The organism is Chitinophaga sp. S165, from assembly GCF_003182155.1.
GTDB lineage: Bacteria > Bacteroidota > Bacteroidia > Chitinophagales > Chitinophagaceae > Chitinophaga.
The window spans coordinates 1,328,710-1,342,368 of sequence record NZ_QGTG01000002.1; the positions used below are offsets into that span (position 1 = coordinate 1,328,710).

General features: G+C 43.6%; 12 protein-coding genes. 4 read left to right on the top strand and 8 right to left on the bottom strand.

The window, feature by feature from the left end:
* Positions 1-26: 26 nt before the first annotated feature.
* Entirely contained in the window at positions 27-1,844 is a 1,818-nt protein-coding gene (locus tag C7475_RS13700; protein WP_110053895.1) for a hypothetical protein, read from the top strand.
* 16 nt (positions 1,845-1,860) lie between these two features.
* Here the strand turns inward: C7475_RS13700 and C7475_RS13705 are convergent, their stop codons facing one another.
* The 8 genes from C7475_RS13705 to C7475_RS13740 form a co-directional block, all read right to left on the bottom strand.
* Positions 1,861-2,334, bottom strand: coding sequence for a hypothetical protein (locus C7475_RS13705; protein ID WP_110053896.1), 474 nt, complete (start codon positions 2,332-2,334; stop codon positions 1,861-1,863).
* Between the two features lies 1 nt (position 2,335).
* The gene (locus C7475_RS13710; RefSeq protein WP_110053897.1) at positions 2,336-3,259 is read right to left on the bottom strand and encodes a hypothetical protein; all 924 of its coding nucleotides are present in this window, start codon (positions 3,257-3,259) and stop codon (positions 2,336-2,338) included.
* Between the two features lie 102 nt (positions 3,260-3,361).
* Entirely contained in the window at positions 3,362-3,913 is a 552-nt protein-coding gene (locus C7475_RS13715) for an RNA polymerase sigma factor (protein ID WP_110053898.1), read from the bottom strand.
* A 77-nt stretch (positions 3,914-3,990) separates the two neighbouring features.
* A complete protein-coding gene (locus tag C7475_RS13720) occupies positions 3,991-4,956 on the bottom strand; it encodes a transketolase family protein (RefSeq protein WP_110053899.1) in 966 nt (321 codons plus the stop codon).
* A gap of 45 nt (positions 4,957-5,001) precedes the next feature.
* The gene (gene galE / locus C7475_RS13725) at positions 5,002-6,030 is read right to left on the bottom strand and encodes a UDP-glucose 4-epimerase GalE (protein WP_110053900.1); all 1,029 of its coding nucleotides are present in this window, start codon (positions 6,028-6,030) and stop codon (positions 5,002-5,004) included.
* Between the two features lie 151 nt (positions 6,031-6,181).
* Positions 6,182-7,051, bottom strand: a complete 870-nt coding sequence (rfbA, locus tag C7475_RS13730) for a glucose-1-phosphate thymidylyltransferase RfbA (RefSeq protein WP_110053901.1) — start codon at positions 7,049-7,051, stop codon at positions 6,182-6,184.
* A 186-nt stretch (positions 7,052-7,237) separates the two neighbouring features.
* The gene (locus C7475_RS13735) at positions 7,238-8,242 is read right to left on the bottom strand and encodes an inorganic phosphate transporter (RefSeq protein WP_110053902.1); all 1,005 of its coding nucleotides are present in this window, start codon (positions 8,240-8,242) and stop codon (positions 7,238-7,240) included.
* 51 nt (positions 8,243-8,293) lie between these two features.
* The gene (locus tag C7475_RS13740) at positions 8,294-8,947 is read right to left on the bottom strand and encodes a DUF47 domain-containing protein (RefSeq protein WP_110053903.1); all 654 of its coding nucleotides are present in this window, start codon (positions 8,945-8,947) and stop codon (positions 8,294-8,296) included.
* 245 nt (positions 8,948-9,192) lie between these two features.
* Here C7475_RS13740 and C7475_RS13745 point away from each other — a divergent pair, with 245 nt between their 5' ends.
* The 3 genes from C7475_RS13745 (at position 9,193) to C7475_RS13755 (ending at position 13,603) form a co-directional block, all read left to right on the top strand.
* On the top strand, positions 9,193-10,029 hold the full coding sequence (locus tag C7475_RS13745) for a UDP-2,3-diacylglucosamine diphosphatase (protein WP_110053904.1): 837 nt from the start codon (positions 9,193-9,195) through the stop codon (positions 10,027-10,029).
* 137 nt (positions 10,030-10,166) lie between these two features.
* Positions 10,167-10,577, top strand: a complete 411-nt coding sequence (locus C7475_RS13750) for a hypothetical protein (RefSeq protein ID WP_146217542.1) — start codon at positions 10,167-10,169, stop codon at positions 10,575-10,577.
* A gap of 197 nt (positions 10,578-10,774) precedes the next feature.
* On the top strand, positions 10,775-13,603 hold the full coding sequence (locus tag C7475_RS13755) for a TonB-dependent receptor (RefSeq protein ID WP_110053906.1): 2,829 nt from the start codon (positions 10,775-10,777) through the stop codon (positions 13,601-13,603).
* Positions 13,604-13,659 lie beyond the last annotated feature (56 nt).

Below are 13,659 nucleotides of genomic sequence, written 5' to 3' on the forward strand. Positions count from 1 at the left end.
GTTGAAAATTTATTCATGTACTGCTTATGAATAAATTTTTACTTGGTGCACGGTACTTATTTGGTATCGTACCTTTCATTATGAGCATCTGGGCATTGGCTGATAAAGGCAATCTGCTAATGTGTGGTGGATTTGCCATTTTAGCCGTATTGTTGGTTCTCCCTCCTACGATCAAAGTGAGGGGACATCAGGGAATCTTGTCACATCAGTTACCTATTAAATATTTTTTTTTCTCCTATCCCTTACTGGCTCTTCTGCGCTGGTTTTTAGGAATATTTTATAGCCTGGGTGGAGTTATGATAATTGACTCAAAAAGATATGTTGATGGGGTGATGACATTGTCATTAGGTCTTGTTCTTATAAGTCCGCTTGACAGATACTTCTTTCCAGGCTTATTCTTTCCTAAAGAAGGTAAAGTCAGGAAACAAGCGACGGTAGCTTTCATGGCACGTAACTGCGGTGTTGTGTTATGGTTCATGGCACCGGTACTATATTCCGCAGGCGATTATGCAGCGGGTGTCGCCTTTTTAATATGTGGGGCGGGCTGGGTACTGGCTTCAGGTCGTATCACACCTAAAGAACTTGTAGTGCCGATCCCGGAGCATGGTATTGCGCAGGAGGTAAATCTGGTAGTGCCTGTTTATACTACATCTGCGGAGGAAACGACGATTAATGTGCCCGGAGGACCACTGTTTGATAAGCTGATAAAATATTTAAAGTCCCTGCGGATCTCCCTGCCGAAGCCTCAGGCCAGAAGGCCCGGAAAAGCGAGGTATTTCGATGCTTTCATTATGCAATGGACGATAACGTCATCAAAACTTAATGAAACGTACTTCAACGAGATGATCGCGGATTTCCAGAGTAATTGGCTAAAAGCGAATGAATATGAGCAGAAGTTATTATTGCACCGGGATCCCGAAGTATTTAAGGCGCAAACCATTCAACAGATTAATAACTATATAGACGAGATCAGGGAAAGGGCCGCACTGAAAAATCTTATACCCGCAGGGTTCGTGCCTGATATGATCAGCGATGTCTGGCAGGCCGACAAACGAATCACGTCGCTCTTCAGTGCCATGGAGATCTATAGCAAAAAAAGAGGCTCAAGGTCGATCGCCAGGATTATCGCCCACGTGGCAGAGTATCATGCGATGCTCAATCTTATTGAATGGATAGGCCACCCGGCGGTTGAGCCTGGGCCGGAAGAATCTGTAAGTAATGCACAGCCTGCGCCGGCCGATAGCATTGATGCTGAAATGATCGCCGCTTTAATGAGAATGAGCCCGTCCTTGCCGTCATTAAGCGCCAACAGGCGTACCATATTGAATGATGATACCTATTTCCAGATTATAGATTACATCGTCTTATTAGGTAAAAACCTGGAGAACTATAAAGATCTCAGCGACAAGTTTAATGAAGAACGGTACCGTGATTATTTCCTTCCTTTTCTGAATGCTGTAAGTCCACATTATTCAGCAAAGGGAGAGGTTTTCAACCGGCTGGGTAAAACGGATATTCTTGTTAGTGACAATGATGGAAATAATCTTTTTATAGCAGAATGTAAAATCTGGAGAGGTGAAGCGTATCTGCTCAATGGTGTTGATCAGTTGCTGAGCAGTTATGTGAACTGGAGGGATGAGAAAACTGCTGTTATCATTTTCAACCGTGATGTAAAGCAATTCTCGCAGGTGTTGCTAACAGCAACAGCGGCAATGGAACAGCATCCGCTCTGTTTGCAGGCACTGGGGCAAAGGTCAGACGCCTCCTGGTCGTACTTATTCCGGAATCCTGATGATGAGCATAAGATCATCAGGGTAGAGCTGGTGTTATTTAATTTCGTCTGATAATTATGCGGGTGAATTACTGCCGGAATCTTCTTGCGCCTGGTCCGCCTACGTTTCTGCTTTGTCTGTCCTTCATGGTCCGGATCAGTTGATTACGGAACTCTCTTTCAGATCTGAATACATTACCGGCCTTCGCGGGAGGCAGTACCTTCTGGAATTCCTGGCTGTAATGGGTTTTAATATCCAGCATACGGCGCTCATAGCCTAATTCATTGGCATCTGCGGGCTGGCGGTCCTGCTGTGGGGTCTTGTTCCGTTTGCGGCGTTCGGCAATTAGAATTTCGACTTCTTTTGTGTATTGATTATATAAAGGCCAGAATTTCTGTGCCTCATCTGGGGTAAGATCCAGCTTTTGTGCCAGATATGCGATTTCTGCGGCACGGATACGGTCCTTTATTTCAGAATCACCGCCCTTCTGAGCCTGACTGGCGGGAGGGTGGAAAAACAATGAAAGGGCAATAAGTATAAATAATGCGTAAATTTTTTTCATCTCAATTGTCTGTTAGGCTTTCATTTAACAAACCGGTGTTATCCAAATAATGTTGTATAGCCTCTGCTGGTAATTCATCTACCTCGTCCGGAATCCCGTTACTTTCTTCTACTAAAGGTCCATAGCTGGCCAATTCTTCTCTATCGAAAGCATCCGTATGGGCTTGCAGATATTCCATAATTTCCTGGTCGCTGACATTAGCCAGGTTTTTCTCCATTGCACTGGCGGCATGGTAGTTCTCTCTTGTAAACAGCAGGGTACTTACACTTACCAGTGCTATAAGGCAGGCGGCTACCGCCCATTTGAAATACCTGCGTGCATCCATCCTGCGGATGACAGGCTTAGCGGCAGGGGCCGAAATAGCAGGCATGTTCGCCATTACGGTCGCACTCAGCTGGTCAAAATAACCTGCAGGCACCGAAAATGGCATCGTCTTGGGCATTTGTGCCAGGAACGGAGACAAAATGGCTAGTTCTTCTCCTGCTTCTGTAGCTGGTATAGTTGGCCTGTCAGCATCTGCTATACGCGCCATGACAGCAGCACTTAACTGGTCAAAATAGCCGGCAGGAGCAGACATTGGAAATGCTTTTGGCATATCTGCCAGGATGGAAGGCATTTCTTCTATAGCTGGTTGAGCCTGTTCAGTGGCACCTGTTATATTTTGCAAGACCTGTTCAGACAATTGCCCGAAGTAATCCGGAGGAACAGATAGGGGAAGTGACTTAGGTACACCGGCCAGTAGCGGGGAGAGCATTTCGAGCTCTTCCTGCACATCAGCAGCACGTACCTTCTGTAGGATCTGATCCGGCAGTTGCTCAAAATAACCGGCTGGAATTGCTGCCTGGGCAGATTTCAGCGTAGTCCATTGAGCTTCAGGGATGATTTCCCGCAGTTCGTTCGCAATATCGTTGTCTCTGGATATCATACAGTTTTTAGACGGTAGAAGATAGCAATAGTTTAAACAGGTTGTAGTTTCGTCTCTAAAAAAATGCGGTTCACCTCATAAAAGTACGAAGATGTCGCATTTTCAGCTATTACGGATGAACTCTTCAATCTTTTTTACGGCGTGGTGATAAGAGGCTTTGAGTGCGCCTTCAGAGGTGTCAAGTACACGGCTCATTTCTTCGTAGGGCATTTCATCATAGTACCTCAGATTAAATACGATCCTTTGTTTTTCAGGTAGTCCCAGTATCGCTCTTTGCAACTTCCACTCAAGTTTATTGGGATCAAATTGAGCATCTGCCTTCAGGGTATTGCTAAGACCTGTTTCTACGTCTGACAGAGATACTGAATTGTTTTTCTTTTGTTTTTCCAGGAACGTGAGACATTCATTAGTGGCTATCTTGTATAACCAGGTGTATAACTGGGCGTCTTCGCGGAATCCTTCCAGGTTTTTCCAGACTTTCACAAACACATTCTGTAATACATCATTGGCGTCATCATGGTCCAGCACGAGCCTTCTGATATGCCAGTAAAGCCGTTCCTGGTACTTCTGGATGATATACGTAAAGCCCTTCTCCCTTGTGGCGGGATCCCTGTATATCGCCAATAGTGTTTTATCATCCTGTTGTATGCTCATCCTAGGTTAAATGGTTTTACATAAAAAAAACCATCTCTATGATGGTTTTTTTTATGTAAAGTTTAATCCGGTACAGATTATTTATTCTTCTTTCTTGCTATTGCTTTTTCAGCAGCAGCAACGATATGATCTGCATCCAGGCCATATTTTTTCAGCAGGTCCAGTGGTTTGCCACTTTCACCGAAAGTATCATTAGTACCTACGTATTCGATCGGAATTGGATTGTTGCGTGCAGCTACCTGTGCGATGCTGTCACCGAGACCTCCCAGTACGTTATGCTCTTCAGCAGTTACCGCACAACCGGTTTTAGTGATGGAGCGTATTACTGCTTCTTCGTCCAGTGGTTTAATAGTGTGGATATTGATGATCTCAACACTATAACCTCTTTCTTCCAGGATCTTGCCTGCTTCGATAGATAACCATACCATGTGACCGCAAGCGAACAGGGTGATATCTGTTCCTTCGTGCAGCACCTGGGCTTTACCTACTTCGAATTTCTGATCTTCAGGAGTGAAGTTAGGCCATTTCGGACGACCGAAACGCAGATAAACTGGTCCCTGGTAGTCAGCTACAGCGATAGTAGCAGCTTTAGTCTGGTTGAAATCGCATGGAACGATCACGGTCATGCCCGGGAGCATTTTCATCATACCGATATCTTCCAGGATCTGGTGGGTAGCACCATCTTCACCAAGCGTTAAACCGGCGTGAGAAGCACAGATCTTTACGTTCTTGCCGGAATAGGCAACAGACTGGCGGATCTGGTCGTATACACGGCCTGTAGAAAAGTTAGCAAAGGTAGTTGTATAAGGAATTTTACCACCGATGGTCATACCGGCAGCTATACCTATCATATTTGCTTCTGCGATACCTACCTGTACAAAGCGGTCAGGAAACTCCTTAATAAAGGCATTCAGTTTCATCGAACCCAACAGGTCAGCGGTCAGTGCTACTACATTCGGATTTTTACGCCCAGCTTCCAATATACCTTCTCCAAAGCCTGCGCGTGTCTCCTTCTCATTTAACGGTTTAATATCTTTTACCATAGCCTTATATTAAGAATTGTGTCGTAAATGTAAGAAATAAACTTTTTAATTGCTAAGAACCCTGTCCCTTAAGGCTACTTCCCACTGCCAGGCGGTACGCATCATGTCTTCTATACCAATGTTCGGGTTCCAGCCAAGCAGTTGTTTGGCTTTGGTGTTATTGGCATAGATAGCGATCACATCGCCCGGGCGGCGTGGCCCCAGTTCATAGTTCAGTTTTACACCGGAGATCTTTTCAAAGGCCTTGATAGCTTCCAGAACGGTTACTCCGTTACCGGTACCGAGGTTGAATATCTCGCAGTTATCTGTATTCTTTTGGTCCAGCAGGTACTGCAGGGCCTTTGTATGAGCATTGGCTATATCCATTACATGAATATAATCGCGCACGCAGGAACCGTCGCGGGTATCGTAGTCATGACCAAATACAGTCAGCTTAGGGATCTTGCCGATAGCTGTCTGGGTAATAACTGGTACCAGGTTGTCGGGACGGCCTAAAGGCAGTTCGCCGATCAATGCAGACGGATGTGCGCCTACCGGGTTAAAGTAACGCAGCAGGATAGACTGGGTATCGTTTACCTTGCTATAGTCCTGGATCATCTGTTCGCCCATTTGTTTGGTACGGGCGTATGGGGATTGTGCTTCTTGCAGCGGAGTGGCCTCCACTACGGGCAATTCTGTGGTATTGCCATATACGGAGCAGGAAGAAGAGAATACCAGGTTAGGGATATTAAACTCTTTTACACACTTCAGCACATTTACTAAAGAAGAAAGGTTATTATGGAAGTAAAATAACGGATCAGCTACGGACTCAGGAACTGTTTTGAGCGCTGCAAAGTGGATCACGCCTACGATATCACGGTTTTCGTGAAATACGGCATGTGTATCTTCCAGGTTACAGAGATCTACCTTGTAGTTACGGATTTTTTTGCCTGTGATCTTTTCTACTCCGTCCAGCAGTTGTGTACTGCTACGGATGTTGCTGTCTACGGATACTACGTCAAAGCCATTGTTAATCAGATCTACGATAGTGTGAGAGCCGATATAACCACAACCACCGGTAACTAGAACCTTCATATGTCTTTTATTTTTTAAGAATGTTTTAGGATTAATTACAATCAGATGCTTAGCGAAATCAGGAATTATAGACTTGGAATCTAACCCCGTACCCGATTATCGAATTACGAATGTACGTTTCCTAATCCTTAATTCTTATTTTTTTAATTGTTCAGATTTTCTGTTCAACGATCTTTTCAAGATACTGTCCATAGCCACTTTTCAGCAATGGCTTGGTGAGCGCCTGTAATTGCTCCAGGGAAATAAATCCTTGTCTGTAGGCAATTTCCTCTATACAGGCAATCTTGATACCCTGACGTTGTTCGATGACCTGTACAAACTGTGACGCCTGCATCAGGGAATCGAAGGTACCTGTATCCAGCCATGCCGTACCGCGTGGCAGGATAGACACTTTCAGTTTGCCGCGGCGCAGGTATTCCTTGTTCACATCGGTGATCTCATATTCCCCGCGTGGGCTTGGCTGCAGTTCAGCAGCTATTTTAATCACATCATTATCGTAAAAGTATAATCCAGGTACCGCATAACTGCTCTTGGGCTTTTGCGGTTTCTCCTCTATGGACACTACCTGCATTTTCTCATCAAACTCCACTACGCCATAGCGTTCCGGGTCGGATACCTGATAGGCGTACACGATGCCTCCATCCGGATTGACATTGTTAGCCAGCTGGGTACCGAGGCCGGCGCCGTAAAAGATATTATCTCCCAATACAAGCGCTACATTATCATCGCCAATAAACTCACGGCCTATTACAAACGCTTGAGCAAGACCGTTAGGAAGCGGTTGTTCAGCATAGTGCAGCTGCAGACCTAATTGTTCACCGTTACCGAATAATCTTTTAAAAGCAGGCAGGTCATGTGGTGTGGAAATGATCAGGATCTCTTTTATACCGGCCAGCATCAGTGTGGAAAGGGGATAATAGATCATCGGTTTGTCATATACCGGCATGATTTGTTTGCTGATGGCATAGGTAATCGGGTGTAAACGTGTTCCGGAGCCGCCGGCCAGTATGATACCTTTCATAGCATTTATTATAAGAATGAATAATAGAAAAAGGTTCTTCAAAAAGCCCTACAAAAATAGGGGGCTCTGTGATAAAAAAAAGGAAAAACTGAAAAAGCAGTAGTATCAAAAGAGAAAGCCCTCCGGTCGTTCCATCGGAGATGGCGAGGCCGGAGGGCTTATTATATTAAGTAGTTACACCTTTTATCAGAAGAAAAGATTGACTACAAAGTAAACAAAAGCAGCCAGTAATGCGCTGATGGGAATTGTCAGTATCCAGGCCCAGAGGAGGCTCACGGTTACCCCCCAGCGTACTGCAGAGAGACGTTTCGTAGCGCCTACACCGATAATAGAACCGGTAATAGTGTGGGTGGTACTTACAGGAATACCCAGTGTTTCTGTGAGATAAAGTGTTACCGCACCCGCAGTTTCCGCAGCCACACCTTCAAGTGGGGTTACTTTGGTAATACGGGATCCCATGGTTTTAACTATTTTCCAGCCACCGCTCATAGTACCGAGGGCAATGGCAACGAAGCAGGACAATGGCACCCAGTTAGGTACTTTGGTAACATCGTCTATACTGCCATGAGCAACCAGGGCTGCAGCGATGATACCCATTACTTTCTGCGCATCGTTACCTCCGTGTGCAAGGCTCAACGCGCCGGATGACACCAGCTGCAAACGTTTGAACCAGCTTTCCGCCCTATAGGGATTGGCCTTACGACAGACGTTCAATATAATGATCGTTATAATGAAGGCGACCAGCATACCGATGAATGGCGCGAGGGCAATGAAATAGATAATGGGCATTACCTTAGAATAGTTGATCACATCGAAAGAGCCATGGGCAGCTGCAATGGCAGCACCGATGAAACCACCTATAAGGGTATGTGAAGAACTGGAGGGTATACCATACCACCAGGTGGCAAGGTTCCAGGTAATAGCCGCTATCAGGCCACAAAGGATCACCTTCAGGGTAATGAATTGCTCAAATACGGATTTGGCGATAGTATTACCTACCTTAAATTCCCCATAAACATATTTGGAAATAAAGAAAGCTGCAAAGTTGAACACGGCAGCCCATAGTACTGCCTGGAAGGGAGTCAGCACTTTTGTGGATACGATGGTTGCTATAGAGTTAGCCGCATCATGAAAGCCGTTAATATAATCGAAGATAAACGCCAGTATGATGATCGTGACAAGTAAGGTCATTAGAAAGGTATTTGCATTAAACAGGCATGCCGGAGATGTATAATCTGTTGATTATGCATATTTTATGATGATAGACTCTATCACGTTGGCACAATCTTCACATTTGTCTGTAGCAATTTCGAGCGCCTGATACAGTTCTCGCATTTTCAGCAATTCTCCTGCATTGTTGGCTTCTTTCTCGAACAGATCTGCGATGGCCATGTCATAGATATCATCTGCATGGTTCTCCAGGCTATTGATCCTTACACAGGCATCCGTGATGTTACGCATGTTGGACATGGTACGCAGTTCAGGGATCGCTTTATGCAGTTCCAGGGTACCCTGGTAGATCAGGTCAGCCAGTTTACGAACACTTTCATTGATTTCGGTTACTTTGTAAAGATCCAGTCTTTTTGCGGAACCGTGGATATAATCGGCCACATCATCCAGCGTAGCCGCCAGGTGGTGAATGTCTTCACGGTCAAATGGAGTAATGAAGTTCTGACCCAGTTCCACAAAGATCCGATGGGTGAAATCGTCGTTTTTGTGCTCGAGCCGCTCAATCAGATGGGTTTTGTCTTTACGCACTGCCATGTCTGTAGCGGACACCAGTTCAACCAGCACTTTACCCATTTCTACCAGATTGGCAGCTACATCCTCGAATAACGAATAAAAAACCCTGTCTTTTGGTACAAATAACTTTACAAAAGAATTGAAGCCTCCCATACTCTTTGTTTGAAATTTGGCGCAAAAATAGCTTTCCGCAGGCAATACCTCCAAGAAAATATTATCCTTAATAATTCCTTAACACTGGATTAATATAAAAGTAATATAGCAATTTTTTCTTTGTATTGTGAAAAAGGCTGTGTGTTTCAAGGATTTCCCTACACCTGCAGCCGTTTTCAGCGGACTAAACTATTTTTAACCAAACCTAACAACTGCCCGGTTTTTTCGGTTCAATCCTCATTAAAATGTCTGAAAAACGCTCTCTCGATATTGTTGTGATCTCTGATGTACATCTCGGAATTTACGGTTGTCACGCCAAAGAACTGGTCCAGTACCTGGATAGTATCGATCCTAAAATATTGGTTTTGAATGGGGATATCATCGATATCTGGCAGTTCAGCAAGCGTTATTTCCCGAAAGCACATACCAAAGTGATCCGCAGGATACTGAAAATGACCGGAAAGGGCACGGAAGTATATTATCTGACAGGTAACCATGACGAAGCCCTGCGAAAATTTGCCGGTTTCGGACTAGGTAACCTGGTCATCGATAATAAGCTGATCCTTGAGGTAGATGGCAAAAGACACTGGTTCTTCCATGGAGACGTATACGATGTGACAATGAAGAACTCCAAATGGCTGGCAAAACTGGGAGGGAAAGGATATGATCTGTTAATTATTATTAATAGATTGGTAAATAATGTTTTAGAGCGCATGGGAAAAGAAAAGATGAGCTTTTCCAAAAAAGTGAAAAATGGCGTGAAACAAGCCGTAAAGTTTATCTCCGATTTCGAACAGGTGGTTGCAGAAATAGCGATCGATAAAGAATTTGATGTGGTATGCTGTGGACACATCCATCAGCCCATCATAAAAGAAATAGTACATGATGGTAAATCCGTTACCTACCTTAATTCCGGAGACTGGGTCGAAAGCCTGACCTCACTGGAGTACACCAATGGTCAATGGTCGCTCTACCAATACCCCGTATCCAAAACACGTGTTGTATTACCGGAGGAGGAAGAAGAAGGATCAATTATGCCCTGGGGAGATATTTCCAAGGTGATCAGCTTCCCGCAACAATAGCTCATATATAAACCGTTGTTATTTAACAATTATTTATGATATAATAACAACTGCTTAATATTCACTTAATACAGAGCTATTAATATTGTGATATTATATCCAGTGATCCGACTGGTAATGCTAACATAAATAGTAAGATGAAAGTATTGAAGTTACATCCTCTGATGACGGTCTCCCTGTTACAAATGCAGTTTCAGCGACTACTCTCCTGCAATATTGCAGTTTACATGCGTAATTCACCTGCTAACGCATTTGATACGTTAGGTGAAGCTGGTTTTCCCGAAGAAATGCTGATTGAATTTCCCATAGATGAAACTTTAAGCCTTCGCGAGTTTGAAGAAGAACTGGAAGATAAATTCAATTTTACACTGGAGCTTTGTAACAAGGACCATAAGCCGTTTACAAACAAAAGCATGCACCTGTTTCAATTAATCGCTTCTTTATCAGATGGCATGAAGCATAATAATGAATATAACGCGCAGCTGGATATCACACTTGAAAGGTTGTTGAATAATAACCGTCAGGGACCGCAGCAGATTGCCTGCTGATACGGATATTTAGCATTACCGCCCCTAAATTATTTATTATTAATATCCTGTGAAACCTAACTATCCTGAACGTGTTAACTATTTTTTAATCATTCCTTAACAATTAACATTCTGGTAACCTTCCTGTAACACTGCGGTAACACACCCACGATAGTTTTGCGGCTGTAATTCAATCAAGTCACTGAATCAGCTATATCGTGAAACATTCTTTCGTGTCTGCACTGTTATGTGTTTGCCTTCTTTTGAGTTCCTTCCTTTCCGCCTTTGCTGTAGATAATGGGAAAGTAACAGGTAAAGTAACCGACCAGAAAAGCGGAGAAGCGCTAATAGGCGTTACCGTTATTGTACAGGGTACATCTACAGGTGCAGTTACTGACGTTGAAGGTCGTTATACACTGAACCTTGCTCCAGGTACTTACACGCTGGAGTTTAAATACATGGGTTACCAAACCAAAGCTGTAAGCGAGGTTGTGGTAAAACAAGGTGCGCCTACACAGTTACCTGTGATCATGGATGAACCTAAATCGAAAGAACTGCAGGAAGTAGTGATCAGGGGTTCTTTCAAACAGGAAACGATCAATGCTTTGTATACTGCACAGAAGAATAATGTGGCTGTATCTGACGGTATCTCTGCAGATGTGATAAAAAAATCTCCTGACCGCAGCACTGGTGAAGTATTAAAACGCGTTAGCGGTACTACTATACAGGATAATAAATTTGTTATCGTACGTGGTCTGAGCGATCGTTATAACACTGCCCTGGTAGATAATGGCGTACTGCCAAGTACTGAGCCAAACCGTAAGGCATTCTCTTTTGATATTATCCCTGCTAACATGATCGATAATATTATCATTACAAAGTCTGCCACACCTGATCTGCCGGGCGATTTTGCAGGTGGGGTGATCAATGTACAAACCAAAGAAATTCCTGATCAGCACTTCTTTGATATAGCTGTGGGTTCTAGTTATAACACGGCTTCTACTTTTAAATCATTTAAGAGCGGTTATAAGAGCAGCACTGACTTCCTGGGTTTTGACGGTGGCCGCCAGTTACCTACATCTTTTCCTGCTACCAGCGCGATTGCAAATAATCAGCTGACGGTAACAGAGCAGCGTAATGCGATGAAATCATTAAATAATGATTACAGCATCAAAGATAAAAAAGGATTGCCCGGTATTAATCTACAAGCTACCCTGGGGAATCACTGGAGCACAAAAAAAGACGCCAGTGTTGGTATGATCGCTGCGATAACTTATTCTCATACTGAGTCAGTACTTCGTGATGTTGTTCGCCGCTACGATAACTTTGATTATAAAGATAACGCATACAAATATTCAACCAACCTGGGTGGTGTACTGAACTTCGGATATTCCGCAGGCAAGAGCAAGATCGTTTGGAAAAACCTGTACAACAGGATCTTTGATGATAACTTCCTGTTCCGTGAAGGAGATAATCTTGGTAGTAATAAATACATCAATTATTACGCCTATGACCTGATACAGAAGTCGCTGTTCAAGACGGCTGTGGAAGGCGAACATCAGGTAGGTAAAGGGCAGAGCAAAATTAACTGGTTGCTTTCCTTCAATAAAGTAACCAATAATCAGCCTGACCAGCGTAAAGTTTCCTATGGTAAAAACTTAGGCGATGAAACTGCAGTATTGACCGCCGATATAGGTACAGTTGGTAAGGCGAATAACCGTCTGTTCTCCGATCTGGATGAAAATATCTACATAGCCAGCGCTAACTATTCACATCCTTTCCGCTTCTTAAACAACAAGAGCAGCTTCAAAATAGGTGGCCTTTTTCAACGACGTAGCAGAGACTTCCATGCACGTTATATTGGTCTGAAACTCGACGCTCTGAAAGATGGTAGTGAAGCAGTTTCTCAACGTCCCATTACTACCCTGTATGCGAACGATGTTATTGAAAATGGTTTCTATACACTGGATGATATCACTTCTACTGTTGATGAATACAGAGCAACTACCAACACGGGGGCAGGTTATCTGCAGCTGGACAACAGACTGTCTGATAAATTCCGCCTGGTATGGGGTATTAGGGTAGAATCCTTTGGATTGAAGCTGAATTCTCCGATTGTTGGTCCTACCATTAAAGTTGATAAGGATTGGCTGGATGTACTGCCTTCTGCAAATCTGACGTATTCTTTAAACAAAAGTTCAAACCTGCGTGCGTCTTATTACAGAACAATAGCAAGGCCAGAGCTGCGCGAACTGGCGCCGTTGTCATACTATGACTATGAAATGTCTTCTCTCATTAATGGTAACGCCAACCTGGTACGTAGCCAGATAGATAACGCGGATATTCGTTATGAGCTGTTCCCTAATGCAGGTGAAATATTTTCCGGTTCTGTATTCTATAAACATTTCAAGAATCCGATCGAAAGCAAGGTTACTTCCTCTGGTTTGAGCCAGTATGATGTAACACCGGTTAACTACAATAGCGCTTATAACATTGGTGCTGAAGTCGAGCTGCGTAAAAAACTTGGTTTCCTCGCTGAAAATAGTTTCCTGAACAATACCACTTTCTATGCAAACCTGGCTTATATCAAATCAGTAGTAGATGATAATACAATAGTGAATGCAAAGGACAGACCATTATCAGGTCAGTCAAACTATGTGATCAATACAAGTCTTTCTTATGCATTACCTGGTGACAAAGTAAGCTTCAACCTGCTTTACAACAGGATCGGACAACGCCTATACCTGGTAGGTGAAGGTGGTGGAGCAGATGGTTCCGGTAAACTGGGTAACATCTATGAAAGTCCGCGCAACCTGCTGGATTTCCAGGCTAATATGAACATCAGCAAACGTAGTAGCTTCCGTCTGAATATTAAAGATCTGCTGAATGCTAAATACAGGTTCTACTACGATCAGAATGGTAACAACAAGTTCGATAATCCTGTATACAAAAGAGGTAGCATCAGTTCAGGCGAAGACTATCTATTGCAGCAATACCGTCCGGGTACAACGTTCTCATTGACCTATAGTTTTCATCTTTCTAAATAAGAGAAACTGTTAATATAATAGTAACACACTCATAACATACTCATCATAGTACTAAT